19 protein-coding genes are annotated in these 25316 nt (G+C 71.8%); 5 read left to right on the top strand and 14 right to left on the bottom strand.

Annotation, left to right across the window (positions count from 1 at the left end; all coding sequences use genetic code 11):
* Window positions 1-68 precede the first annotated feature (68 nt).
* Together ACWDEN_RS01245 and ACWDEN_RS01240 are read left to right on the top strand one after the other, a co-directional pair.
* Entirely contained in the window at window positions 69-1076 is a 1008-nt protein-coding gene (locus tag ACWDEN_RS01245) for an NADP-dependent oxidoreductase (protein WP_351604162.1), read from the top strand.
* On the top strand, window positions 1073-1876 hold the full coding sequence (locus tag ACWDEN_RS01240) for an SDR family NAD(P)-dependent oxidoreductase (protein WP_351604161.1): 804 nt from the start codon (window positions 1073-1075) through the stop codon (window positions 1874-1876). The genes ACWDEN_RS01245 and ACWDEN_RS01240 overlap by 4 nt, the downstream gene beginning before the upstream one ends.
* Before the next feature lie 169 nt (window positions 1877-2045).
* On the opposite strand, the gene ACWDEN_RS01235 is transcribed toward ACWDEN_RS01240, so the two are convergent.
* From ACWDEN_RS01235 to ACWDEN_RS01215, 5 genes are read right to left on the bottom strand one after another with little or no spacing between them, the layout of a single operon-like run.
* Window positions 2046-3065, bottom strand: a complete 1020-nt coding sequence (locus ACWDEN_RS01235) for a histidinol-phosphate transaminase (protein WP_351604160.1) — start codon at window positions 3063-3065, stop codon at window positions 2046-2048.
* A 3-nt stretch (window positions 3066-3068) separates the two neighbouring features.
* Entirely contained in the window at window positions 3069-4088 is a 1020-nt protein-coding gene (locus ACWDEN_RS01230) for a 3-oxoacyl-ACP synthase III family protein (protein WP_351604159.1), read from the bottom strand.
* Window positions 4085-4720: an SRPBCC family protein gene (locus ACWDEN_RS01225; protein WP_351604158.1), complete on the bottom strand. Its 636-nt coding sequence runs from the start codon at window positions 4718-4720 to the stop codon at window positions 4085-4087. Before ACWDEN_RS01225 ends, ACWDEN_RS01230 begins: the two co-directional genes overlap by 4 nt.
* Window positions 4710-6470, bottom strand: a complete 1761-nt coding sequence (locus ACWDEN_RS01220) for a thiamine pyrophosphate-binding protein (RefSeq protein WP_351604157.1) — start codon at window positions 6468-6470, stop codon at window positions 4710-4712. The genes ACWDEN_RS01225 and ACWDEN_RS01220 overlap by 11 nt, the downstream gene beginning before the upstream one ends.
* Window positions 6467-7483: a GlxA family transcriptional regulator gene (locus tag ACWDEN_RS01215; RefSeq protein ID WP_351604156.1), complete on the bottom strand. Its 1017-nt coding sequence runs from the start codon at window positions 7481-7483 to the stop codon at window positions 6467-6469. Before ACWDEN_RS01215 ends, ACWDEN_RS01220 begins: the two co-directional genes overlap by 4 nt.
* Before the next feature lie 463 nt (window positions 7484-7946).
* On the opposite strand from ACWDEN_RS01215, the gene ACWDEN_RS01210 reads away from it, so the two are divergent.
* Window positions 7947-8423: a hypothetical protein gene (locus ACWDEN_RS01210; protein ID WP_450856587.1), complete on the top strand. Its 477-nt coding sequence runs from the start codon at window positions 7947-7949 to the stop codon at window positions 8421-8423.
* A gap of 47 nt (window positions 8424-8470) precedes the next feature.
* Here ACWDEN_RS01210 and ACWDEN_RS01205 read toward each other — a convergent pair whose 3' ends face one another.
* The 6 genes from ACWDEN_RS01205 to ACWDEN_RS01180 form a co-directional block, all read right to left on the bottom strand.
* Window positions 8471-9271: a DUF429 domain-containing protein gene (locus tag ACWDEN_RS01205; RefSeq protein WP_450856585.1), complete on the bottom strand. Its 801-nt coding sequence runs from the start codon at window positions 9269-9271 to the stop codon at window positions 8471-8473.
* Window positions 9268-10431, bottom strand: a complete 1164-nt coding sequence (locus tag ACWDEN_RS01200) for a substrate-binding domain-containing protein (RefSeq protein WP_450856583.1) — start codon at window positions 10429-10431, stop codon at window positions 9268-9270. The genes ACWDEN_RS01205 and ACWDEN_RS01200 overlap by 4 nt, the downstream gene beginning before the upstream one ends.
* Before the next feature lie 40 nt (window positions 10432-10471).
* Entirely contained in the window at window positions 10472-11518 is a 1047-nt protein-coding gene (locus ACWDEN_RS01195) for an ABC transporter permease (protein WP_450856581.1), read from the bottom strand.
* Window positions 11515-13044 carry a sugar ABC transporter ATP-binding protein gene (locus tag ACWDEN_RS01190; protein WP_450856579.1) on the bottom strand — a complete coding sequence of 510 codons (1530 nt, stop codon included), beginning with the start codon at window positions 13042-13044 and terminating at the stop codon, window positions 11515-11517. The genes ACWDEN_RS01195 and ACWDEN_RS01190 overlap by 4 nt, the downstream gene beginning before the upstream one ends.
* Window positions 13045-13190: 146 nt before the next feature.
* Window positions 13191-16007: a SpoIIE family protein phosphatase gene (locus ACWDEN_RS01185; RefSeq protein ID WP_351604145.1), complete on the bottom strand. Its 2817-nt coding sequence runs from the start codon at window positions 16005-16007 to the stop codon at window positions 13191-13193.
* A gap of 130 nt (window positions 16008-16137) precedes the next feature.
* Complete coding sequence (locus ACWDEN_RS01180) at window positions 16138-17106, bottom strand: cyclase family protein (protein WP_351604143.1); 969 nt, start codon at window positions 17104-17106, stop codon at window positions 16138-16140.
* Window positions 17107-17312: 206 nt separating this feature from the next.
* Here ACWDEN_RS01180 and ACWDEN_RS01175 point away from each other — a divergent pair, with 206 nt between their 5' ends.
* A complete protein-coding gene (locus ACWDEN_RS01175; protein ID WP_351604141.1) occupies window positions 17313-19382 on the top strand; it encodes a SpoIIE family protein phosphatase in 2070 nt (689 codons plus the stop codon).
* Window positions 19383-19868: 486 nt separating this feature from the next.
* On the opposite strand, the gene ACWDEN_RS01170 is transcribed toward ACWDEN_RS01175, so the two are convergent.
* The 3 genes from ACWDEN_RS01170 to ACWDEN_RS01160 all read right to left on the bottom strand — a co-directional run bounded on the left by ACWDEN_RS01170 (window position 19869) and on the right by ACWDEN_RS01160 (window position 22830).
* Window positions 19869-20600, bottom strand: coding sequence for a DUF7873 family protein (locus tag ACWDEN_RS01170; protein WP_351604139.1), 732 nt, complete (start codon window positions 20598-20600; stop codon window positions 19869-19871).
* Between the two features lie 62 nt (window positions 20601-20662).
* Window positions 20663-21484 (bottom strand): SDR family NAD(P)-dependent oxidoreductase, encoded by an 822-nt coding sequence (locus ACWDEN_RS01165; RefSeq protein WP_351604137.1) that lies wholly within the window; start codon window positions 21482-21484, stop codon window positions 20663-20665.
* A 143-nt stretch (window positions 21485-21627) separates the two neighbouring features.
* Entirely contained in the window at window positions 21628-22830 is a 1203-nt protein-coding gene (locus ACWDEN_RS01160) for a PucR family transcriptional regulator (protein ID WP_351604135.1), read from the bottom strand.
* Between the two features lie 173 nt (window positions 22831-23003).
* On the opposite strand from ACWDEN_RS01160, the gene ACWDEN_RS01155 reads away from it, so the two are divergent.
* On the top strand, window positions 23004-25313 hold the full coding sequence (locus tag ACWDEN_RS01155; RefSeq protein WP_351604133.1) for a molybdopterin cofactor-binding domain-containing protein: 2310 nt from the start codon (window positions 23004-23006) through the stop codon (window positions 25311-25313).
* Window positions 25314-25316: the final 3 nt, after the last annotated feature.

The following is a 25316-nucleotide window of genomic DNA, read 5'->3' as shown; positions in this document are numbered from 1 at the left end:
CATCACACTCACCGGCATACCTACTGGTCGGTACCCTGCGGCGAAGCCGTGAACGAACAGGAGGCGTGATGTCTGCGACCAACCGCCAGATCCGTCTGGCAGCCCGCCCCGTGGGCGAGGTCAAACCCGGGGACTGGCAGGAGTGTTCAGGGTCCGTCGACGAGCCGGGCCCGGGCCGGTTCGCGGGCCGGACGCGCGTCATCTCCCTGGACCCGGCGATGCGGGGCTGGCTGGACGACCGTCCCTCCTACCTGCCGCCGGTGGGCATCGGCGAGGTGATGCGTGCCGGATCGGTCATCGAGGTGACCGCGTCCAACCACCCCGACTTCCAGCCGGGCGATCACGTGGTCGGCATGTTCGGCGTCCAGGAGTACGTGGTCTCGGACGGCAAGGGGGCCATGAAGGTCGACACCTCCCTCGCCCCGCCCTCGACGTATCTCGGCGCGCTGGGCATGCCCGGCATGACCGCCTACTTCGGTCTGCTGGACGTCGGCGCACTGAAGGAAGGCGAGACCGTCGTGGTGTCGGGGGCGGCCGGGGCGGTCGGCAGTATCGCCGGCCAGATCGCGAAGGCCAAGGGCTGCCGGGTCGTCGGCATAGCCGGAGGGCCGGAGAAGTGCGCCATGCTCATCGACGAACTGGGATTCGACGCGGCGATCGACTACCGCGCCGAGGACGTCAGGAAGGCGCTGCGCCGGCAGGCCCCCGACGGCATCGACGTCTACTTCGACAATGTCGGAGGGGACGTCCTCGATGCGGCCCTGACGCGACTGGCGATGCACGCACGAGTCGTGGTCTGCGGTGCGATCAGTCAGTACAACAACGCCACGCCGGTCAAGGGCCCGTCCAACTACCTCTCACTGCTGGTGCGCCGCGCCCGCATGGAGGGCTTCGTCGTCTTCGACTACGCCCAGCGCTACGCGCAGGCTGCCCAGGACATCTCCGCCTGGATCGGCACCGGCCGCATCAAGGTGAAGGAACACGTGGTGAGGGGGAGCGTAGGCGACTTCCCCGAGACTTTGCAGATGCTCTTCCGCGGGGACAACGTCGGCAAGCTCGTCCTGGAGCTGGCATGACCACCGTCGAGAGGGACACCGCAGTCCGGCCGGGGCAGACGCACGGCGCGGTGCTCCGGGGCAAGGTCGCCATCGTGACCGGCGGTGCCAGTGGACTGGGCCGGGCCACCGCACTGACGCTGGCGGAGGCGGGGGCGCGCGTGGTGGTCGCGGACCTCGACGTGCGGGGCGGCCGAGAGGTGGCCGACATGGTGGGCGGTCATTTCCGCGCCTGTGACGTCTCCGACCCGGACGCGAACCGTGCGCTGGTGGACTTCACCCAGGAGCACTGCGGCGGCGTCGACATCGCGTTGCTCAACGCCGGGGTGGCGACCGGATGCGGCCTCGGTGAGGACTTCGACCTGGCACGCTACCGTCGCGCGATGGGAGCCAACCTCGACGGCGTGGTCTTCGGCACCCATGCGGTGCTGCCGGCACTGCGGGCCCGCGGTGGAGGGGTGATCGTGGCGACCGCGTCGCTGGCGGGTCTGGCGGCCGTACCGCTCGATCCCCTGTACGCGGCCAACAAGCATGCGGTCGTAGGACTTGCTCGCTCCCTGGGGCCGGCTCTCGCACCGGAGAACGTGCGCTTCAACGCCGTCTGCCCCGGGTTCGCCGAGTCGCGGATCATCGATCCGCTGCGCGACGTGCTCTCCGAGCAGAGACTGCCGATCATCCCGGCCCAGGTCGTGGCGGACACGGTGCTGCGGATCGTCACCGGCGACGGCACGGGGGAGTGCTGGTTCATCCAGCCCGGCCGCGACCCGGAGCCGTTCCGTTTCCGTACCGTCCCCGGTCCACGGAAGCTCGTCGGCACATGAGGGCGGGAGTCCGCAGGGACTTGTGCGCACCCCGCAGCCACCTCTGAGACAGCGCCGAGGGCCCGGACCACCGACAGGTTCGGGCCTCGGCCTGGCCGGGTACACCCTCAGGCGTTTCCGGAGGGGTTTTGGTGGTCTTCCCCCTGCCCGGCCGCCGCAGTGGTGTGCTTCACGTCCGCGACACACTCCGGTGCGCGCTCAGCCCCGCCAGCGCGGTCAGCACGGTGTCGTTGGCCTTCCGGGTGCCGACGGTGAGCCGGAGTCCCTCGCCGGGGTAGTGGCGTGCCTGGACACCGGCGTCGGTGAGCGCTGCTGCGCCCTCGCCGACCGGATCGGGCGTGGCGAGCCATACGGAATTGGCGTGGCCGGGGGACACGGACCAGCCGAGGGACACGAGTTCACCCCGGAGCCGCTCGCGTTCGGCCACGATGGTGTCCACGCGCTCGCGTAGCTGGCTCTCGGCCCGCAGTGAGGCCTTCACCGCCGCCGTTGCCACCGCGTTGATCCCGAAGGGCAGCTGCTGCCGCCGGATCCGTGCCACCAGGCCGGAGGCGCCGAGTGCGTAGCCGACCCGCAGGGCGGCGAGGCCGTAGGCCTTGGAGAAGGTGCGCAGCACCAGCAGGTTGGGATGTGCGTCCAGGAATGTGAGCGTGTCCGGCAGGTCGCTGTCACGGGCGAACTCGATGTACGCCTCGTCGAGGAGCACGATGACGTGTCGGGGGACCCGACGCAGGAACGCCGCCAGTGCGCCGGCGGTGACGAGGCTTCCGGTGGGGTTGTGCGGATTGCACAGCACCACGACGCGGGTGCGCTGGTCGAGCGCCGCGAGCAGGGCACCCAGATCCTGGTGTCCGTCCGGCGACAGGGGCACGGGGACCGCTCGGGCGCCGACCATGGTGGCCAGGAGCGGGTAGGCGTCGAACGTGCGCCAGGCGTAGGCCACGGTGTCGCCGGGCCGGACCACTGCCCGGAGCAACTGCAGGGCCACGCCGACCGATCCGCTGCCGACCGCGACGCGGTCGGCGGGCACCCGGCACCACGCGGCGATCCGTTCGGTGAGGTCGTCGGGGTGGAACTGCGGGTAGCGGTGGGCCTGTGCCACGGCCCGTCGCATCGCCTCACGCACCGAGGGCAGCGGGGGATACGGACTCTCGTTCAGGGCAAGCCGGTGCAGCACGGGGATGTCCATGGCTCAGTCCCGTCCCCCGTGCCAGCGAACGGCGACGGCACCGGCGAAGTCGCCCGCGTGGGCGAATCCCCCGAGCACGATCAGGTCGCCGTCCGTCACCTGCCCCGAACGGATCGCGCGGTCCAGGGTGACCGGGATCGCCGCTCCGAACAGGTTCCCGTAGACATCGAAGGTGTCCAGGTGCCGCTCGGCCGGCAGTTGCAGCGCCTCTCGCCAGTTCCGCAGGAAGGTGCGGTTGGGCTGGTTGGTGATGAGGGCGTCGATGTCGGTGCTCGCCACGCCGAGCCGCCGGCACAGGTCCGTGACCACCTCGGGGACGAGACGGTTCCCGCGTGCCAGGACCTTGGCGACGCTTGCGTCGGAGAACCCGATCCGCAGCTGGGACGATCCCGGCTCCCAGTACTTGCGACCGTCGTCGACCGCCACGGTCATGTCACCGGCGTACGCGCCGATGTGGCGGGTCTCCACGTCGAGGACCGGCGACCGTGCCGACCTCGTCACGTACCCCACCCCGCACCCGTCGCCCGGGATCGCCGCCTGGGCGAGCTTGCGCACCTCGGACTGGGTGAACCACTGCCCGGCGGCACTCTGCGCATTGCATATCAGCGCGGTCCTCGCGTCGGTGGTGGTGAGGATCTGCCGGGCCAGCTTCACCATGTACACGAAGGACGCGCAGCCCGCGTTGGCCACGTCGACGAGCCACTCCGGGTTCAGGCCCAGCCGCCGGGCCACCTCGGTTCCGGCGCCCACGAACGGCAGGTCCGGCAACTGGCTGTGCACCAACAGCACGTCGACGCCCCGGATCTCCACCGCGCCGTGCCGTTCGATCAGGGGCTGTACGGCGCGCTCGACCATGTCCGCGTTGGTCTCGTCCCTGGCCACGTGGTGCCGTAACGGCGGGACCCTGAACATGGGATGGTTGCGGAGCTTGTCCTCGGCTCCGGGGAAGTCCGTGTAGAACTCCGCGGGAACCGGCTCGCCGGGCAGGTAACTCGCGACGTCGGTGAGGCTGACCGTGGTCACCGCGCCACCGCCCGCGCCGGAGCCGAACCGACCGGCAGGCCGCGCCGGTGGCGGTGTTCCAGGATCGCCTTGAGGTTGTGCATCTCCACGGTGTGCCCTGCGTAGAAGAGGTCCCAGTAGTCGCCCACCCAGGGCCGGTCCGGACGGGGAGCCAGGTCGGGGCGCGGGTTGGCGTCGTAGTAGGGGTGCCGGCAGTTGGTCCAGGTGATCACCGAGCCCGGCTTGTCGAGCACCAGCTGCGCCGGGACGACCCGCATCAGGTAGATCATCCACAGCTTCTCGCCCTGGTCCCAGGAGCAGTGGTAGTCCACGGTCATGGCCTCGGGGTTCGCCAGCACCCTGCAGTAGATCCTGGTGTCGTCCTCCAGCCGGTCGTGACCGACCCACAGCCCCGGGGTGCCGGTGGGCGCGAAGTCCCGCAGGCTGCAGGTCCACTCCTCCAGGTGGTGCCCCTGGCGCAGGTAGTCGTAGGCCTGCTCCGGGGGGCAGTCGACGTACTCGTGGATGGTGCAGTACTGCCCGTAGACCTGGTGGTGGGGATAGACCGCGTGGGTCAGCTCCATGCAGTGGGCGGTCAGTTCCTCCTTGCCGGCGTTCTCGATCCGGACCAGGCCGGGGATGTCAGCCAACATGGACGACTCCTCGCTCATCTGAACTCTCCTTGTTCTCATGGCCTTTGGGGACTTCGGTGAAGGACTGGAAGGGCAGGAACGGGGGGATCTCCCGCGGGTCGCAGTCCACCGCGACGAACGCCGGGCCGCCGCGCGCGTTGCCGCGCAGCAGTGCCGTGCGCAGCTGCGCCGCGTCGGCGGCTCCCGTGGCCTCCAGGGAAGGGAAGGCGGCGGCCACTCCCGCGGCGAGGTCGCTCCGGGCGAACAGGTCGTCGCTGCGGACGCCGCCCTGGAGGAACTCCTCCCGCACAGCGCACATGGCGTGGGCGTTGTTGTTGAAGATCACGAACGTCACGGGTGCGTCGTACTCCACGGCCGTGTGCACTTCCATCCCGTGCATGAAGAAGGCCCCGTCGCCCGCGAGGACGTAGGTGCGTCGGCCGGTGGCGAGCGCGGCGCCGATGCCGGCGCCGAAGGTGTAGCCCATGCCGCCCATGCCGACCGCCACCACGAAGCGGCCGTGGCGCGGTGCCGGGAGGAGATGGATCGCGCTGGCGCCTGCGTTGCCGGCGTCCACGAAGACGTGTGCGTCCTGGGGGAGTGCCGCCGCCACCGCGGCGACCGCCTGGGCGTGGGGGACGGTCCGCTCCCGGGCGTGGAGGAGCGGACCCGGCAGGGGTGTGGGAAGGGGGCCGGTGTGCGGCGGGCAGGGGCGGGGGCGCGACGGCAGCCGGAGGGTCACCGCGCGCAGCGTGTCCCGCAGGTTCCCACCCAGGGCGGTGCCTGCCACGAACGGTGGCTCGGGACCGAGGGACACGACTTCGGTGGTGGCGAGGGCCCGGTCGAGGCCGCCGCGTGCCAGGAGCGGCAGCCGGGTACCGACCAGCAGGCACAGGTCGGCCCGGCGCAGACATTCCTCGACGTTGGCGTGGCCCATCACCCCGGCCACGCCCGCGAAGCGTGGATCACGGTTGTCGAAGACGTCCTTGGCGTCCGGGGTGACCGCCACCCATGCCCCGAGGCGCCGGGCCAGTTCGGCCAGTTCCCCACGCGCGTCGGCGGCGGCGACATCCTCACCGGCGATGACGAGGACGCGACCGGCCCCGCGAAGGGTGTCCGAAACGGCCCTGACGGCGGCTGCGTCGAACCGTGCCGCGGATGCCGTCGCGGGACCGCCCGGTGCCGGAGCCGTGTCGCGGACGGGCACCCGGATCCGTGCCTGCTGCACGTCCTTGGGCAGCAACAGCACGGCCGGCCCCCGTGGATCGGCCTGCGCGGCCGCGACGGCCCGGGGCAGCAACTCCCTGAGCGAGTCCGGGTCATCGACCCGGGCGCAGAACCGGGACAGGGGCGCGAAGACCTCCCGCGCGTCGAAGGAGCCCGCCCTGCCGCTGGAGTCCTGGAAGGCCCCGTGCCCTTCCTGGCCGGTCGGCGGCTGGCCCACCAGGGCCAGCACGGGCACCCGGGAGGCGTACGCCTCCGCCAGGCCCGGTACGAGATTCATCGCCCCACCGCCCGAGGTGGCGGCAACGACGCCGAGGCGCCCGGTGGTCCGTGCGTATCCGTCGGCCATGGTGACGGCGGAGAACTCGTGTTTGGCGACGACGCCGCGTACGGCGCCGCCGCGGTGCACTGCGTCGAACAGGTCCTCGATGTTCGCGCCGCCGACGCCGAACACGTGGGTGACGCCGGCCCTGGCGAGTTCCCGGGCCAGACAGTCGACCAGGCGAACCGTTTCCGCCTCGCGTAATCCCGGGGTCTCGGTCGTCATGCGGGGCTCCCTTCCCGCTCGTGGTGCCGGTCGATGAAGCCGCACGGTGAGATCACCTGGAAGCGGTGCCGGTATTCCCGGGGAGTGAGCCCCAGGGTTCGTCCGAAGGAGCGGAAGAACGTCTCGGTGGTGGCGAATCCGCAGCGGCCGGCTATCTGGCCGATCGTCAGGTCCGTGGTCTCCAGCAGTTCGCGGGCGCGGGCGATACGCGTCCGCTCGACGTACTGGCCGGGTGTCGTGCCCACCTCGCGCCGGAAGACCCGGGCGAAGTTGCGCTGGCTCATGTTGGCCTGCCGCGCGATCTCGCCCACGGGCAGCGGACTGTCCAGGTTGTCCAGGATCCACTCCTGTGCTGCCCGGATCGGCGGATGGTCGGCCAACTGGGCGTCGAGGACGGCGCTGTACTGGGACTGCCCTCCGTGCCGCTTGAGGAACAGCACCAGAAACCGTGCCGTCTCCAGAGCGAGCGCCGAACCGTGATCGGCCTCCACCAGAGCCAGCGCCATGTCGATGCCCGTCGACACCCCCGCGGAGGTCACGAAGGGGCCGTCCCAGACGAAGATCGGCTCGGCGTCCACCGTCACATCCGGATAGCGGCACGCCATCGCCTCGCTGTACGCCCAGTGCGTGGTGGCGCGTCTGCCGTCGAGGAGACCCGCCTCGGCCAGCAGAAAGGAACCGCCGCACACGGAGGCGACTCTGCGCGACCGGGCCGCTGCCCGGCCGATCCAGGAGACGAGCGCCTGGTCCCGGAGTGCCTCGTTGAGACTCCATCCGCCCGGCACGAGGAGCGTGTCGATCGGGCCCTGCCCCGCCTCCAGGGGCGAGGCCTCCACCACCATGCCCGAACTCATGCGCACCAGTGGTGCGTCGGCGGAGATGAATTCGGTCCGGTAGGGGGTGCCCGAGGCACCCAGGAGCCGGTTCGCCGTATCGAACACTTCTATCGGTCCTGTGATGTCCAGGGCCATCGCGCCCGCGTACACCACCACAACAACACGTCGTTCCAACACGGTCACAGCCTGTATCGGATGCCGTACTGGCTGCAATGACAGATTAGTGACGTATCCGGCCAACAAGCGGCGTCGCACGGGTACGCAGGGCGCTGGTGAGGCGGTTCGCGCACCGGGCGGGCGGCGATGGGTGAGGCAGGTCACAGGTCGGTGGTGCGGCGCCGCCGTCGCCGGGCGATGGCCGATCCCGGCGGAGCCGTCTTCGGCACCCCCGCGCGGCCCGCGCGGTGGAGGCGCCGTTCTCCACCTTCCGTTCAGGCTGGACCCGGGCAGCGGTGCCGCGGCGAATGCCGGCGGACTCGTCAGGGCACCGCCGACTGCCGGCCCGATGGCAGCCGGCAGCGGGATCATCCGCTTCGCAGCTTTCCTGCACGACGACTGACTGCCCATCGCACACCACTGCCCTTCACCACTGCCCTTCGGGAGGCCATTTCCTCTCCTTCCGGCCGTCGTTCAGGAAGGCATGGGCACCCCACCGATCCTCGTCCTCGGAGCCACCGGCTCCTCGCGCCGCCGCGTCGCCGCGCACCTGCGGGCGCTGGGCGCGCCGGTCAGGTCCGCGTCCCGGCACAGCGCCACCCGTTTCCGGACGCTGACCGAGGACGGGCACGCCGGCCGGTCGTACGAGCTGACGGGACCGCAGGCACTGTCCTTCGCCGAGGTGTGCTCCGTCATCGAGGACGTCACCGGCCACCCGATGAGGTTTCACGGAAGCGAGGACGCCTACCGCGCCGCACAGACCTCCCTCGGCCGGTCCGGGCAGGCGATCGAGCGGGACATCGCCTCCTACGCCGCGCTCCGCGGCCTGGGGGACACCGAGCCCCTGGACACGGTGCCCCGCCTGATCGGGCGCCCCGCCCGCACCTTCCGGCAGTACGTCACCGCGGCGGTGGCCGACGGCAGTTGGCCGCGCTCCGGGGACACCACCGGAACGCCCTGAGGCCCATCCCCGCAGCACTGGCCTCGTCACAGGCCTCGAAGTCCGCGTCAGGGGCGGAGAGCAGCCAGATCCGTGCCGGGCAGGTGGATCCAGCCCTCCTGACGGGCGGCCGCGCGTTCCTCCGCGGAGCGCGGCCACAGCGTGTCCCCGACCAGGACGGCGCGGGCGACCAGGGCGCAGACCAGGGCGTCGAGATGGTCGTGGCTGTCGACGCACCGCGCACGCACGGCCTCGGGAAGAGCCGGGCCCAGACCCGTCTCGAGGGAGCGGACGATGTGCTCCCGGACGGCGCGAGCCCCTGGCGTGGGGGCCTTGTAACTGGCGCTGAGGCGGATCCCCCAGCGCCGCAGCGCGGCGGCGGGATACACCTCGGCGACCGGCCCGGACCCGTCCCTGGGCACGGGGACGCCCGATGCCGCGAGCTCATCGATGAGGTAGGCCGCACGCAGCGCCACGACCCCCAGCAGGTCGGTGGACACCGACAGCGGCGGCCGCAGTGACGTCGCCTTCCAGGTCAGGTCGTCGGTCAGCCGGAACCGCAGGGCGTCCAGACCGGGCCGCCCGTCGGCACGGTCCTCGAACCGGACCGGGGGCGGCAGCCGCACCCCCTGGTGGTGGGCCTGAACCGTCGCCACGAAGTGGGACGGCCAGCCGAGGGGACAGTCGAGGCCGGTCTTGTCGGCCGCCCGGACCACAGCGAGCAACTGCTCGTCCGCGTCGGGCACGACGAACTCCACCGCCAGGCCGTCACCGGGTCCCCAGACCACCCGGCACACGGCCGTGCGCCGTGCACGGGCGGCCAGATCGACGCCGACCGTCACCACCTGTCGTCGTACCACGCCCGTCACGTGCCCCAGATCCTCCGGTACGCCTCCCGGTAGCCCGAGGGGTCCCAGGCCGTCGCCCCCTTGCTGTTGTGCTCCGTGGAGATGTGGACGGGCGCGACATAACCGCTGGCCGGACGGCCGGAGAAGGCGCGGTTGAACTCGTCGAGGATCTGCCAGCCCTGCAGCGACAGCGGTTCGGGGACGGTGGCCGCCTGGTACTGCCCGCTGTCGATGCGCTGGAAGGCGGACGGGTCGCCGTCGCCGGCGCCGATGTTGAAGGGCGGCCCGGAGCCTTTCGTCCCGGCCGCGCGGAAGGCGGGGGCGGCGTCGGCGAAGTACAGGTCGTTGATCGCGACGGAGTCGGTCCAACGGCTCCCGAAGCGGGCGAGCAGGAACGAGACCTCCCTGGGGGTACGGCTGCTCGCGTCCGGGATCGGGATGTTCTCGTACGTCAGCAGCCGCACGCCCGAACAGGCCGCCAGCGCCTTCCTGATCAGCTCGGACTTGTGCTTGGCGAAGGGGATCGAGGCATCGGTGAACAGGACCACCCCGGCATGGCCGTGGGAGCGCGCGATGACCCACTGCGCGCTGATCGAGGCGACGTCGCCGACGTCGGTGGTGACGTTGGAGAACAGCCTGGGGTGGCCGCTGGGGCCGGGGGACGCGACCGCGTGCCAGCCGACGAGCGGGATGCGTGCCGCGGTCGCCCGCGCGAGCTGCTGCGAGGTCGAGTCGGGGTCGAAGCCGCCGATGACGATGCCCGAGGGTCTGAGCGCCACGGCGTCGCTCAGCGCCGCCTGGATGCCCGCGGGGGTGCCCTCGCCGTCGATCACCCGGACCTTCCAGCCGATGACCCTCGCGGCCTCCTTCACGCCCTGTGCGACGCCGGCGACTCCGGGGTTGGTCATGGTCTGTGCGACGTAGACGATCGTCTTGCCGTGCACCGCGGCGGGGCCACTGGTCGGCCCGTTCCAGGGGACGTCGGTCTTCTCCGCCCGGGTGACGGCGGCCTGGGCCTCGGCCTGCACCGCGGGGCAGCCGCTCGGGCCCGTGGCGGCGGCCCCGGGGCCGTTCGACGAGCCGCGTTCGCAGCCGGCGAGGGCGGTCGCCGCCACCAGCAGGGCGAGGGAGACCGATCGCGCCGTGACGACGCCGGGGACGGCCTTGCGGTTGCGGTGCACGAGAGCTCCTCGCGGCGGGGTGAGCGGAGGGGAGGACGGCTCAAGGGGGTGGGGTCGGCGCGTCACGGGGCGCGGCGGCCCCGGTCCGCAGGCGGCGGGCGGAGTACCCGGCCAGGCCGACGGCGAGCAGGAGGGTGCCGCCGTAGAACAGGGGGATCGTCCAGAAGTCGGCGCCCATCTGGCCGATGCCGGTGAGGCCGACGGCGAGCACGGCGACGGCGACGAGCGTGCCCAGGGCGTTGGGGCGGCCGGGTCTGATCGCGGTGGATCCGAGGAGGGCGCCGACGAAGGCGGGCAGCAGATAGTCGAGTCCGACGCTGGGATTGCCGATCTGCTGCTGGGCCGCGAGCAGCACACCCGCGAAGCCGACGATCAGTCCCGACGCACCGAACGCGTAGACGGTGTACGTGCGGGTCGGGATGCCGACGAGGTCGGCGGCGCGCGGGTTGGAGCCCACGACGTAGAGGCACCGGCCGAGCGGCAGCCGCTCCAGCACCAGCCAGAGGGCGACCGCGAGGGCGAGCACGTAGAAGGCGGGAACCGGGAGGCCGAGGAACCTGGAGTCGTACAGATCGGTGAAGGCCGCCGGGAGACCCTGCGGGCCGGGGACGATCCGGCCGCCGCCCGTGACCCAGCCGGTCACGGCGTACATCATGCTGCCGGTCCCGAGGGTGGCGATGAAGGAGTCGATCCGGCCGAACTCGACGACGACACCGTTGAGGACGCCCACGACCAGCCCTCCGGCGACCACCGCGAGGCAGGCCCACGGCCAGGGCCACCGCTCGTTGACGACGAGCTGCATCACCATGACGTGCGCCAGACCGAGGCCGTAGCCGAGGGAGAGGTCGAACGCGCCGGTCACGATGGGGACCATGGCGGCCAGCGCGAGGACGGCGGGGATCGACTGGTTGGACAGGATCGAGTCGACCGTGTCCCGCGTGGGAAACGTACGCGGCAGGGCGAGCGAGAAGACCAGGAAGAGCACAGCGGTGAGGGCCAGCAGGCCGTAGGCGCCGAGGAGGTGTCCGAAGGGGCGCCGTCGGTACGGCCGCGACGGGGACGCGGAGGAAGGGGGCGGGGCGGTCATGAGTCCGTCGCGGTTCCGGGAGGGGGCATCGCCGATGCCGCCCGGGTGAGCCCGGCGACCGTGAGGGCCGGACCGCTCAGCTCCGCCGTCACCGACCCGCGCACGAACACCAGGGCGCGCCGGCACACGCCCGCGACCTCCTCGAAGTCCGTGGAGACGAGCAGCACCGCGAGGCCGCCGGCCAGCACCTCGTCGAGCAGACGGTAGACGGCGGCCTTGGCGCCGATGTCCACGCTCGCGGTCGGCTCCTCGAGGATCAGCAGGCGCAGGCCCACCCGGAGCCACCGGCCGATCATGACCTTCTGCTGGTTCCCCCCGGACAGCGTGCCGATGGGAGCCTCGCTGTCGCGGGGACGCACCGAGAACCGTTCGATCAGCTCGGCCGCCTCGGCGCGTTCGCGGCGCGGGGCGATCCACTGCAGCGCCGGCCTGCCTCCGGCACGCGGGTTGGCCAGGAGGTTCTCCCGTACGGTCAGCTCGGCGGCGCACCCCTCCCGCTGTCTGTCACCGGGCACGAAGCCCACACCGAGGCGGACGGCGTCGGCGACCGTGCGGGGGCGGTACGGCCGGCCGCCGAGGAGCACTCGGCCGCCGAGCAGGGGACGGGCACCGGCGAGGGCCCGGCCCAGGTCCATGTGCCCGGCGCCCGAGAGGCCCACCAGGCCCACGACCTCCCCGGCCCCGAGTTCCAGGCCGACCGGTCGCGTGCCGGCGGTCCGTACGCCGTCGAGCGTCAGGACGGCCGGGCCGCGGGCGGGGACGGCGGCGGGGCGGTAGCGGGCCGGTTCCTCGCCGACGATGTCACGGACCAGCCGGGCCGGGCCGTGGTCCGCGAGGGTGCCGTGGCTGACGAGACGGCCGTCGCGCAGGACGGCGAAGGCGTCGGCGACCTCGTACACCTCGTCCAGGCGGTGGCTGACGTAGAGGAGGCCGTGCCCCTGGTCGCGCAGGGCGTGCAGGACGCGGAAGAGCCGGGCGCAGTCCGTGGCGGGCAGGCGGGCGGTCGGCTCGTCGAGGACGACGAGTTCCGCCCGGGCGGCCAGGGCTCGGGCGATGGCGACCAGCGAGCGCTCGGCGGGGGAGAGCCGGGCGACCGGCGTTGCGGGGTCGAGGTGTCCGGCGACGAGCCGCAGGGCTTCGGCGCAGCGCTCCCGGGTGCGCCGCCAGGAGATCAGTCCGGCGCGACGGTGGTATCCGATGCTCAGGGCGATGTTCTCGGCGACCGTCATCCATTCCACGAGACCGAGGTCCTGGTGGATGAAGGACATGGCGCGGGAGGCGGCATGACTGCCGAGTGGCTGCCCGTCCACCGTGACCTGTCCCGCGTCGGCGTGGTGGACGCCGGCGAGCACCTTGATGAGGGTGGACTTTCCGGCTCCGTTGGGGCCGAGGAGGGCGAGGACGCTGCCCGCGTGGACGTCGAGGTCGACCCCGTCCAGCGCGAGGGTCCCGCCGAACCGCTTGGCGAGCCCACGGATGCGCACCAGGGGTTCCGCAGAGGTGTCGGGAGGGTCGTGCACGGACATCTCCGGAGGTCGGCCTGGCGAGTTCTTCCCGACTGTCGCCACTGAACGGTCGCCACCGATCCTAGGGGGACGATCTATGGCATATCGGATGATTTCGGACATTCACTGCTTTCCGTGACTCCAACGGGCCAGCGGCGCCGCCGGTCTCAGACGCCGTCGAGGCCGCACTCGGCCCAGATGACCTTGCCCTGGGGCAGGTAGCGCGTCCCCCAGCTCCGGGCCAGCTGGGCGACGAGGAACAGGCCCCGGCCGCCCTCGTCGGTGCTGGCCGCCCGGCGCAGGTGCGGGGCGGTGTTGCTGGTGTCGGAGACCTCGCAGATCAGGGTGCGGTGGTGGAGCAGCCGTACGCGGATGGGTCCGCAGCCGTGGCGGATGGCGTTGGTGACCAGCTCGCTGAGTATCAGCTCCGCGGCGAAGGCGGCTTCGTCGAGTCCCCAGTCGGCCAGCCGGCGCAGGGCGCCTGCGCGGACTTCGCTGACGCGGGCCGGGTCGGGCTGCAGGTCCCAGGTGGCGATCCGGTCGGGGGCCAGGGCGCGGGTGCGGGCCACGAGCAGGGCGATGTCGTCGCAGGGGTGGGCGGGCGCCACGCTGTTCAGGACGGCCTGGCAGGTCTCCTCGGGCGCGTGTTCCGGGTGGGCCAGGGCCTCGCGCAACTGGTCGAGGGCCCCGTCGAGGTCGCGGTACCGGTCCCTGATGAGCCCGTCGGTGTAGAGGACCAGCCGGCTGCCCTCGGGGAGGTCGGTCTCGACCGCTTCGAAGGGCAGGCCCCCCAGGCCGAGCGGAGGCCCGGCGGGCAGCTCCGCCAAGGACACCGTGCCGTCGGGGCGGACCAGCGCGGGGGGAGGGTGCCCGGCGCGGGCCATGGTGCACCGCTGTGTGGTCGGGTCGTAGATGGCGTACACGCAGGTCGCGCCGATGATGTCCGCTCCGTCGGGGTCCTCCCGGTCCAGGCGTCCCACCAGGTTGTCGAGGTGGGTGAGGACCTCGTCCGGGGGGAAGTCGAGTTCGGCGAAGCTGCGTGCCGCGGTGCGCAGCCGGCCCATGGTGGCGGCGGAGAGCATGCCGTGGCCGACGACGTCCCCGACCATGAGGCCGATACGGGTGCCGGAGAGGGGGATGACGTCGTACCAGTCCCCGCCCACGTCGGATTCGGCGGGCAGATAGCGGTGGGCGACCTCGACGGCGTCCTGGTCGGGCAGCCCGTGCGGGAGCAGGCTGCGCTGCAGGGCCAGGACCATGGTGCGTTCGCGTGTGTAGCGCCGGGCGTTGTCGATGGACAGGGCGGCCCGGGCGGCGAGTTCCTGGGCCAGTGAACGGTCGTCGTCGTCGAAGGGGGCCGGGTCCCGGCCGCGGTAGAAGGCGGCGACGCCCAGGACGACCCCGCGGGCCACCAGCGGGACCGCGACGAGGGAGTGGACGTGGGTCAGCAGCTCCTCGGTGTGCTCGGGGTCGTGGGCGAGCCAGCCCGCGGCGACCTTCAGGTCCGGTTCCAGCACCGCCTCCCCGCCGGTCAGGGAGCGCAGCTGTGGCGTGGCCGGACCGTAGTCGACCTGCTTGCCGACCGGATGGAAGGGGCAGTCGTCGCGGATGCCGTGGACCACCGTGCGGCGCAGGTCGCCGTGCGGGTCGGCGGCCTCCTCGCCGTGCAGTACGGCCTCGGGCAGGTCGATCGTGACGTAGTCGGCGAGTCGCGGCACCGCCGTCTCCGCGAGTTCCTGGGCGGTGCGGCGCACGTCCAGAGTGGTGCCTATGTGCGTGCTGGCCTCGGACAGCAGCTCCAGGCGGCGTCGTGCGGCGAGAGCGTGCCGTCCCACCTCCGGCTCGCCCACGAGCAGCAGCCCTCTCGACGGGGGCGCGGAGGCAGGGCGAGCGTCCTCCGCTCCGACCGGTGCGACACTCCTGCCGCCCGCGGCGACGTGACCGGGTGCGGCGAGGGAGACGGCCCCCGACGTCAGGACGACAGGGGAGGCGGCGGGCTCGCCGGGGAAGCCCGGCGACTCGTCGAGACGCCGTGGGGAGACGAGCAGATTTCGCGGCGCGGCGCCGGGCAGGACGGCCTCGATGGCCACTCCCTCCACCCCGGTGGCACTCGTCATCGGGCGGCTCAGCAGTGTGACACTCCGGCCGTCGGACAGGGCGACATGGACAGCGGCCCGCTGCCCGCAGGAGATCAACTCGGTGGCCTTCTCCATGAGGACCGCACGGTCACGGGGATGCTGTCCGAGGGAAAGGTCGTCCAGCCCCATGGTGCGGTGCCGGCCGGCGGCGGCTTCGGCCTCGGTGTCCAGGTACGTCCGCAGCAGAGCACGCTCGCGTGCGGAACTGTGGCTGAGCAGCCGCCGTTCGATGGCTCGCGCCGCCTTGCGTATCACGGTGGCCAGCGCGGGGTCGTCGAAGCTGCGTGGATAGCCGAAGCACAGGACGCCCTCGATACGGCCGCTGAGCGGGTCGCGGACCGGGAGCGCGCGGCAGGCACTGCCCTGGGAGCGCTCGGCGAAGTGCTCGGCGCCGTAGACCCGGATGAGCTGCCGTTCCGCCAGCGCGAGACCGATGCCGTTGGTGCCGGCGACCTGCTCGGCGAACACGAACCCCGGCACGCGCTGGATCGCCGGGAGGCTTCTGGCCAGGGACGGCTCTCCGAATCGGCGCAGGAGGACCGTTCCGCTCGCGTCGGCGACAGAGATGTTCATGTGACTGCCGGCGAACCTGTACTGCAGCCGGTCGAGCACCGGCACGGCCGCGCGGATGATCCGTGCCTCCGTGTCGAAATCCTCCCGGAAGGGCAGGTCGGACTGGTCCGGCGAGAGCCCCAGGGACCGGCAGCGCTGCCACGAATGAGAGATGGCCGTACGCACGCCCGCTTCGACCGCCCCACCCTCCAGAAAACGCTCACGCGAACGAACGGGTCCCGTGCCGCCTGTCGCACGCCCCGCCGGAGTCGGTGCCCCGTCGAACCGAACCACGCTGCGCCTCACTCGCGATAGTCCGCTTTCCGGAACGAATCTGACATAGATGAGAATACGGAAATCAGGGGCAAGATTCACGGTCAGGGAGAATCTGATCCTTCATGCGCATGACTCATCGGTTCGTTCGTCACAGGACCGCCACCGGGTTCACGGGCGAGCCGGTCCCGCCCGGCACGTTCAGCGGCGCCACGACCAGCAGGAACTCATACCGACCGGCCTCCGCGGCCGCCGCGGAGAGGGCTTCCAGATCGAGGTTGTCCAGCAGCGGCACCCCCATCGCGGCCACGGCCAGGACATGGACCGGCGAGTGCACGCCCTCCACGGGCGAGGGCCGTACGTCACTGTCGCCGTCCCCACCGAGCAGCGCGACACCACGCTCCGCCAGCAGCGGTACGGCGTCCACGTGGAAGCCCGCGCTCGCCGTGTCCGGGTCCCAGGCGCCGAGCTCCGTGCGGCGGCGGACGTGCCCGGACCGCAGCAGCACCGCGTCACCCTCGGTGATCGTCACACCGAGCGCCCGCTCCGCGGCGGTGATGTCCCGTGCGTGCACCGCCTGCCCCGGCTCCAGCCAGCGCATCCCGAGGACGGCGGGGAGGTCGAGGAGCACACCCCGTGTGACGAGCGGTCCGAGCGCCGACACCGCTCCGAAGCGGGCACCCGCGGTGCCGACGACGTCGCGGGCGGTCCGGCCGTCGTAGAGCTGTCCCCGGTAGGCGATGTGGCACAGTGCGTCGAGGTGCGTGACGCCCTTGCCGTGGTAGTCGGCGGCGATGAAGTCCTTGTGGGTGGAGGGTTCCGGGCTCTCCACGTCACCGAGATCGGTCATGTGGTGCAGAGCGGGCCTGCGGTTGTCGGGGCCGGGCCGGGTGTTCCAGGGCAGCGCCAGCGGGACGACCACCCCGGACCGCACGCCGGCCGTGGCCCGCCGTACATGGTTCGCGGTCACACGGTTCCAGGCACCGCGGTCGGCCGGCATCCAGCGCCCCCACGTGCGGACCGCCTCGAAGAGCACGTCGAACTCCCGGCGGGACACAGCGGGCCCGTTGCCGGTCAGGGATGATCCGGGCTCTGGGGCATCGGCGGACTTCGCCGTCATCGGTACTCACCTGCACTCACCTGTGCTCACCGTTGTCCGGGCGTGACGCGGAGGAGCGAGCCCGGCGCTCGTGATCAACTCCAGCTTTGCACAGCGGCCGCGCCGCTCGGTCGTGCTCGGCCGCCGGTCTGGGACGACCATGGATAAAGGCAGCACGCTCGCCGGTGGGCCAGGAGCCCAGGCGCCGAGCGGAGGGACAAGGAACCATGGGCACGACGGACTCCTCCCGAGCAGGCCCCGGCCGGTCGGTGGCCGGTTCCGCCGCGCCGCCCAGCGGCCTGCTCGACCTGCTCAGCGTCGCCGCGGTGGTGCTGAACCCACTGGGCCAGGTGGTCTTCTGGAGTCCGAAGGCCGAGGAACTGTTCGGCTACACCCCGGCGGAAGCGCTGGGGCAGTACGCCGCTGAGCTGACGGTCCACGAGGAACACCGGGACGAGGTGGTCAAGCTCTTCGCCGAGGTCATGGAGTCCGGCGCCGACTGGGCCGGGGCCTTCCCGATCCGGCACAAGGACGGCAGCACGCGACTGGTGGAGTTCCGCAACATGCGGCTGCTGGACGACCTCGGTGACACCTACGCCCTGGGCCTTGCGGCCGACCAGGCGGCCGTGGAGCGGGTCGAGCGAGATGCCTCCCTGGCCATGCGCCTGGTGTCCCAGTCCCCGGTCGGGCTGGCCATTCTGGACCCGGACCTGCGCTACCTCGCCGTGAATCCCGCCCTGGAACGCATCACCGGTCAGTCCGCCGCCGAACGTCTCGGCCGGACGGCCGGCGAGGTCCTGACCTACCTGGACACGGATCCCGAGGCCCGCCTGCGCCGCGTCCTGGAGACGGGCGAGTCGGTCGTGGACCGCGACATCGTCTGTCATCCCCCCGCCGACCCGGACCACGAGCACGCCTGGTCCGTCTCGTACTACCGGCTGGAGGACTCCGGTGGGCGGGTGCTGGGCCTGGCCTACTCCGTCATCGACGTCACCGAGCGGCATCGCGCCGCTGCCGAGGCCGCACAGGCCCGGCAACGGCTGGCCCTGATCGCCGGCGCTTCCGCCTGCCTGGGAACCACCCTCGATCTGGAAACCACGGCGCGCGAGCTCGCCGACATCGTCGTACCGGTCCTGGCCGACGTGGCAGCCGTGGACATACTCGACAGCGCCCTCGACGGCCGGACCGCGCCCCATGAGGGCCCGGCCCTCTTCCGCGCCGTCGCCGTCAGCGCGGCCCACCCCACCGAGGCCGTCCACGCGGCCGACCCGCCCGGGGAAGTCGCCGCCTACGACAGCGACCGCCTGATCACCCAGTGCGTGCGTACCCGCCAACCGGTCTTGCTGCCCCACACCACCCGTCGGGACCTCGGGCGCATCGCCCGCCACGGCGAGGCCGCCTCCCTCCTCGCGACGGCCGGGGTGCACTCCTACCTGGCCGTGCCGCTCATGGCCCGGGGCGAAGTCCTGGGCGCCCTCGACCTCAAACGTACCCGGAACCCCGCACCGTTCGATGACGACGACGCGCTCCTCGCCTGCGAGTTGGCCGCTCGAGCCGCGGTCTGCATCGACAACGCCCGCGGATACCAGGCCCAGCGTCACACGGCCCTCACCCTCCAGCGCAGTCTGCTTCCCGAGCCGCCAACCCACCTGCCGGGCCTGGACGTTGCCTGCCGCTACCAGCCTGCCGGTGCCACGTACGAGATCGGCGGCGACTGGTACGACGCGATACCCCTGCAGGGGGACAAGACCGCCCTGGTCGTCGGCGATGTCATGGGCAGCGGTATCAAGGCCGCCGCCACCATGGGGCAACTCCGCAGTGCCGTCCGTGCCTTCGCCGAAGTCGACCTCGCCCCCGCCGAGGCCCTTCGTCACCTCGACCACCTGACCGAGGGGGTCGAGCAGACCATCACCACCTGCATCTACTGCGTCTACGACCCTCACCAGGGCCAGTGCCGGATATCCCTCGCCGGCCACCTGCCCCCGGCCCTGCTGCGCGCCGGCCGTCCCGCACGGCTTCTCGACCTTCCCACCGGGGCACCGCTGGGCGTCGGCGGGGTCGCCTTCGAGGCCACCACCATCCCCTTCCGTCCCGGCGACGAACTGGCCCTCTACACCGACGGCCTGGTCGAAACCCGGAGCGACCCCATCGACACCCGCCTGGACGCCCTGCTCGACGCCCTCACCGCGACGCGGGGCCACGATCTGGAAGCCACCTGCGACCGCATCCTGGAGGTTCTCCGGCCGCCCGGAGGTGAGGACGACGTCGCCCTGCTCATCGCCCGAGCCCAGACCTGATGTCGACGCACAGCCCCGGAGGGGGCGAGGAACGTGGCGGGGCCCGGGAGTCGTATCCAGCTCCCGGGCCCCTGGGGATGCCACCCAATTGCGCACGCCGGCGGCGTTTAAGAGGACGGATCAGTCATCATGCCGTCGTGTTCTTCCTTTGAACTACCGCACCGTGCGAGAGGTGCAGGCGAGAGTCGAACTCGCATCCGACGGCGGTCGTCCGGCCCCGTCGATCCGGCGATCGGCGGCGATGCTGAGACTGGAGCGAGAGTCTGAGACTGATCACGGCTGCCTCTGCCATGTTGGGCTACCCCGGCCCGGCGTGGGCGTTGTGCCGGGGGAAGGACTCGAACCTTCACTGTCACCGTGTCTTCAGGCTGAACTTCAGTGTCAGCTTGCGCTCATCACGCGGACCAGGCCTCAATCGGGCCCGCGCCTGTTGCGCACCCCCGCGCTCGCACGCGGGGGCGATCGTGGATGCTACCCGTGCCGGCGTCAGCCGAGCAGGTAGCCGAACACCGCGTCGCCGACCCGCTGGTCGGTGACCTCGGTGCCGTTGGCCTCCTCGCGGGCGAACTTCACCGCCTGCTGGAGCTTCTCGACCCGCTCCACCAGCTCGTTCACGCGCCGCGCCGGAAGCGCTCCGGAGAACTTCACGGTCGTCCAGTACCCGATGGGCACGTCCTCGTAGTACACCTCGACCTGCGCCGGGTGCTTGTCGGTCGCCTCCGCCTTGACATGGTTGCGGGGGACCTTCCTGGTGCGGATCGTGCGCACCGGGTCCGTCTTCCACCAGTCCGTGGACGGGTCGTGCGACCAGGACTCGGCGGCGTCGAGGGTGGGGAGCTTCCTGACGAACGTGTGCAGGTCGGTGAGCTGCTTCTCCAGGAAGAGGAGATAGCTGACCGGGACGTCGGCGACGATCGTCCGGCCGTCGACCGTGACGTCCGCGCGGGCCGCGCAGTTCGCCCAGTCCTTGGTGGCGGTCACGTCGAACAGCCGGGTGAGCGACGCGGACATCTCCCGCAGCACGTCCTCGGCCTGCACCTGTACCCGCGTGGACTCGGGCGGCAGCTGCTCGCCCTCCTCGTCCTTCGGCTGGTACGTACGCGAGATGCCGGCCAGCAGCGCCGGCTTCTGCACCTTGTGGTGCGCCGCGGTGATGTCCTGGAGCGACTTGCTCTTGACACCCTTCTCGACAGCGATGATCTGGTTCAGTTTCGCCACTTCGGCTCCCCCTTCGAACAGGCAGGAACGTACCCCACCGGCTCGAACACGCGCACCGGCTTTTACAGGTCCGCGCCGGTGCGTGGTGCGAGGTGGAAGTCGAAGGCGAGGGTCCCGGGATCCAGGGCCGTCGCCCCGCCGTCGACGGTGAGCACCGCACCGTTGACATAGGACGCCGCAGGGGAGATCAACCAGCCGATGGTCTCGGCGACTTCACGCGGCTCGCCCGGCCGGCCCATGGGCAGCGGCCTGGTCGCCTCCGCGTAGGCGGCCTCCACACCGCCGTCCTCCAGGCCCGCTTCCCGGGCGAAACGCGCCATGCGCCGGTCGGCCATCTCGGTCCTCACCCAGCTGGGGCACACGACGTTGGCGCGCACCCCCGCGCGCCCGTAGTCGACGGCCACGGAACGGCACAGCGACAGCAGGGCGGCCTTGGACACGGCGTACGGGGCGTTGCCCGGGCCGTTGAGCAGGGCGGATACCGACGCGACCGCCACGACCGCGCCACGCGCCCGGACCAGATGGGGGATCGCGGCGCGCAGGAGCAGCATCGGACCGGTGACGTTGGTGCGCATCACCTCGTCCCAGTCCGCCGGCGACAGGTCCCCGACGGTGCCGCCGCGTCCGATCCCCGCGTTGAGCACGACGCCGTCCAGTCGCCCGTGGGCGTCGAGGGCCGCACCGACGAGGCCCTCGGCGGCGTCGGGGTCGCCCACGTCGGACGGATACGCCAGTGCGCCGGTCTCCCGCTCCAGCCGCCGCAGCGGTTCCACCCGGCGCCCGCAGGCCACCACGTGGTGCCCCTGCTCGCGCAGCAACCGGGCGGTGGCCTCGCCGATGCCGGAGCCGGCGCCGGTCACGATGACAACTCGCTTGTCCATCACAGGGGTTCGGCTTTCTGTTCCGGGAGCACGCGGGGAAACCGATCGTAGAGGGGTCCGTACGCCCGGCCTCCCGCCACCGGCGATCTTGAGACAGGGGGGTTCGTCCGGTCCGGCCCGCCCGTCGCCCGGGCGCCGAGGACCGGTCAGTGCGGGCCGAGTGACCCCGGCCGGCCGCTCAGACGTACGGCCTCGAGGGCGATGTAGAGCTCGGCGGCGGACCCCGCGTCGGTGGTCCGGCGGCCGGTCAGTTCCGCGATGCGGTGGAGGCGGTACAGGACCGTGTTCCGGTGGCAGTGCAGCCGCCCGGCCGCCGCGGTCGTCGATCCGCCGCAGGCGAACCAGGCGTGCAGGGTCTCCAGCAGGGTCGCCTGTTCCCGCGGGGGCAGGGCGAGCAGGGGGCCGAGGACCGCCCGGGCGACCTCCTGCGCCATGTCGGGGGAGGCGGCCGCCAGGAGCGACACCGGCGCGCTGCCGTACAGATGGGTGCCGCCGGTTCCGTGCGGCAGGCACTGTAGGGCCAGTTGGGCCTGCCGCCAGGCCGTGGGCGCCTTCACGGGCGAGGTGAAGGCGCGGCTGACCCCGACCCGGGACAGGGCGATGTCCGACAGCCGGCCGACCGCTTGCGCGATGGCCTGTTCGTTGGGGAGGGACAGCAGGCCCACCCAGGCCCCTATCGGCTGAATCCACTCGGAGCCGATTCCGGCGGCACGCAGGCGGCCGCGCACGCTGGGCAGCGGCTCGGCCCCGTCGTGGACCTCGGCACAGACCACCAGGAAGGGGCCCTGCCGGTCGAGGTCCAGCACGCGTGCGATCTCCCATGCGCTCGCACTGGTGCCGGCCCTGCCGTCGAGCAGGGTGGTGAGCATCATGCTCCGGGTCGTGGTGTCGCGACGCGACTGTTCCTCGACGGCGGCCCGGTAGGCGTCGGCGGCCGCACTGGAGTAGTCGTCGACGGCCGCCCAGATGTCGGAGGCCATGTGCAGCAGCTGGACGGTGCTCTGCTCGTCCACGGCGGTCGCGAGGAGCCGGTCCCAGACGAAGCGGCCGGCCAGCCGGTAGGCGTGCAGGAGCGCGGCCAGCGGGATGCCCTGTGCGGCCTTCAGCCGCCCGGCGGCGCGGGGCGCCTCGAGCGTCGTGGGCCGCCCCTGCAGTGCCGCGAACAGCGTGGACAGGTTGTCGCGCACCATGGCACGCAACTGTTCCCGGCCGGTCGGCGTGCTCTCGGCGTACGCGTGCTCGCCTCCGAGGATCTCGCCGGTGAGGTCCTCGGCGAGCCGGTCCACCTCGGTCAGCAGGCGGCCGGCCAGGTCGACGACCCGGTCGGTGGCCCTCAGCTGCGTCGTCACGGGCGCAGTGTAGTCCGGCGGAACTGTGCACCGGCACAGTCCCGCGGCGCCTTTTCGCGCCCCCCGCCCATGGCCGGAACCGGTGGCGAGCGGTGGAATCGCCGACGGCGTGTCTCATCGCGGTCGCGCGGATCGGGCATGTGCACAAGTCGTGGCGGACCGAAGGAGATCGTATGGACGGCGCACCCGGAACGGCCGGAATGGGACGGCGGCGATTCCTCGGGTATGTGCTGGCCGCCTCGACGCTGACGGTGGCCGCCGAACTCGGTGAGGCCGTGCTCGCGCCGGACCGGGCGTCGGCCGTCGTGCCCTCCGTGCCGGGTCCGGCGGAGATCTACGACCTCAACGACATGCTCACCGATGCGGCACTGCCGACGGCGAACCTGATCACCATCCGGATCGACGGCGACGGCACGGCCTCCTTCGCGCTGCCCCGGGCGGAGGTCGGGCAGGGCATCACGACGTCCAGTGCCATGCTGATCGCCGAGGAACTGGACCTGCCGCTGGAGCGGATCCGGGTCACGCTCGCGGACGCGCGGCCGGAACTGCTGTTCAACCAGCTCACCGGTGGCTCCAACACCACGATCTCGACCTACACACCGATCCGGGTGGCCGCAGCGGTGGCGCGGGGCAGGCTGCTCAGGGCGGCGGCCCTGGAACTCGGTGAGGCCCTGGACACCCTGACCGCCAGGGCCGGGGTCATCACCTCGTCGGCCACCGGCCGCAGCCTCACGTACGGCGAACTCGCCGAAAAAGCAGCCGCAGTGACGACGAGTCAGGTCGCCACCGTGCTCAAGGAGGCCGCTGACTTCCAGGTCATCGGCACCGCGCAGCGGCGTATCGACGCACAGGAAGCGGTGACGGGCCGCAAGCAGTTCGCCATGGACCTGCACATCCCGGGCGCCCTGCCGGCGATGGTGTGCCGGCCGCCGACGATCAACGGCACCGTGCGCTCCGTGGAGAACCTCGCCGAGGTGCGGGCGATGCCCGGTGTCACGGACGTCGTGGTCGTCTCCACCGGAGTCGCCGTCCGCGGCCGTACCTTCGGTCAGTGCATCGACGCCGTGCGCGCGCTGAAGGTCTCCTGGGGCCCCGGAACGGCCGACGCGCAGAGCGACGACACCATCCGCGACGAACTCCGCAGGGCCGAACTCCCGCTTCCGGCACTGGACCTGCTGACCAGGTCGGTCGACGCCCGGTTCACCTTCCACTTCGCGAGCAACAGCGCGCTGGAGACCAACTGTGCCGTCGCCGACGTACGAGACGACTCGGCCGAGATCTGGGGAAGCCTGAAGTCCCCGGTCGTCGCCCAGGAGCAGATCGCGCTGCAGCTGGGGCTGCCGGTCTCCGCGGTGAAGGTCCATGTCACCGACGGCGGCGGCTCCTTCGGGCGGAAGCTCTTCCACGACGCCGCGGCTGAGGCCGCCGAGGTCTCGAAGGCGATGGGCAAGCCGGTCAGGCTGATGTGGCACCGCACCGACGACTTCCGGCAGGGCCGCACCCACCCGATGGCCACCTCGCGGGTGCGCGCCACGTACGCGCTCGGCCAGGTGCTCACCTACGACCAGCGGCACACCTCCGTCGCCACCGACTTCGGCCACGGAGTCGGCGAGATCATCACCGCGGCGGCCGCGCGGCTGCCCGTGGGTGATCTGACCTTCTCCGAGACGATCTTCGCGCTCAGCCAGCAGACGCCGTACGACTTCGGTGTCGTCACCCAGTCGCTCGGCGAGACCGACAAGGGCTTCAACACCGGTTCCATGCGCAACATCTACTCGCCCAATGTGCGCTGTGCGCAGGAGCTGGTCGTGGACGAGCTGGCCAGGCGTATGGGCAGGGACCCGTACCGGTTCCGCAGGGAGTTCCTCAAGGACGAGCGGGCGCGGGCCGTCCTGGACAAGGTGGCCGACGTCGGGAACTGGGGCCGGAGCATGCCCGCCGGGACGGCGCAGGGCATCGCGGTCCATCCCGAGTACCACGCCTGTGTCGCCGTCCTCGCCGAGATCGACTGCCGGCCGGAGACCACCGGCCGCACGGTCCGCGACGCCTGCACCGGCCCCCGCGTCACCAAGGTCGTGTGCGCCGTCGACGTGGGCCTGGCGGTCAACCCGCGAGGCCTCGAGGCGCAGATGATGGGCGGCATCATGGACGGCATCGCCATCACCCTCAGCTCCGGCCTCCACCTCGCAGGCGGTCACTTCCTGGAAGGCAGTTGGGACAACTACTTCTACACCCGGCAGTGGAACACCCCGCCGGAGCTGGAGATCGTCGTCATGCCGCCGACCACCGGGGAGCCCGGCGGCGCGGGCGAGCTGGCCGTCGCGGGTGCGGCCGCCGCCGTGGCCTGCGCCTACGGCCGGGCCACCGGGAGCATGCCGACCAGCTTCCCGGTCAACCACACCGGGCCGCTCGGCTTCGAGCCGCTGCCCACCACGCCGCCGATCCCCGCGTCCCCCACCGACGGACTCGACCGCGCCCACTAGGAG

The sequence above is a fragment of the Streptomyces sp. NPDC001153 genome, assembly GCF_053598315.1.
Note: the sequence above shows the minus strand (reverse complement) of the source record. Positions and strands in the feature narration are given on the sequence as shown.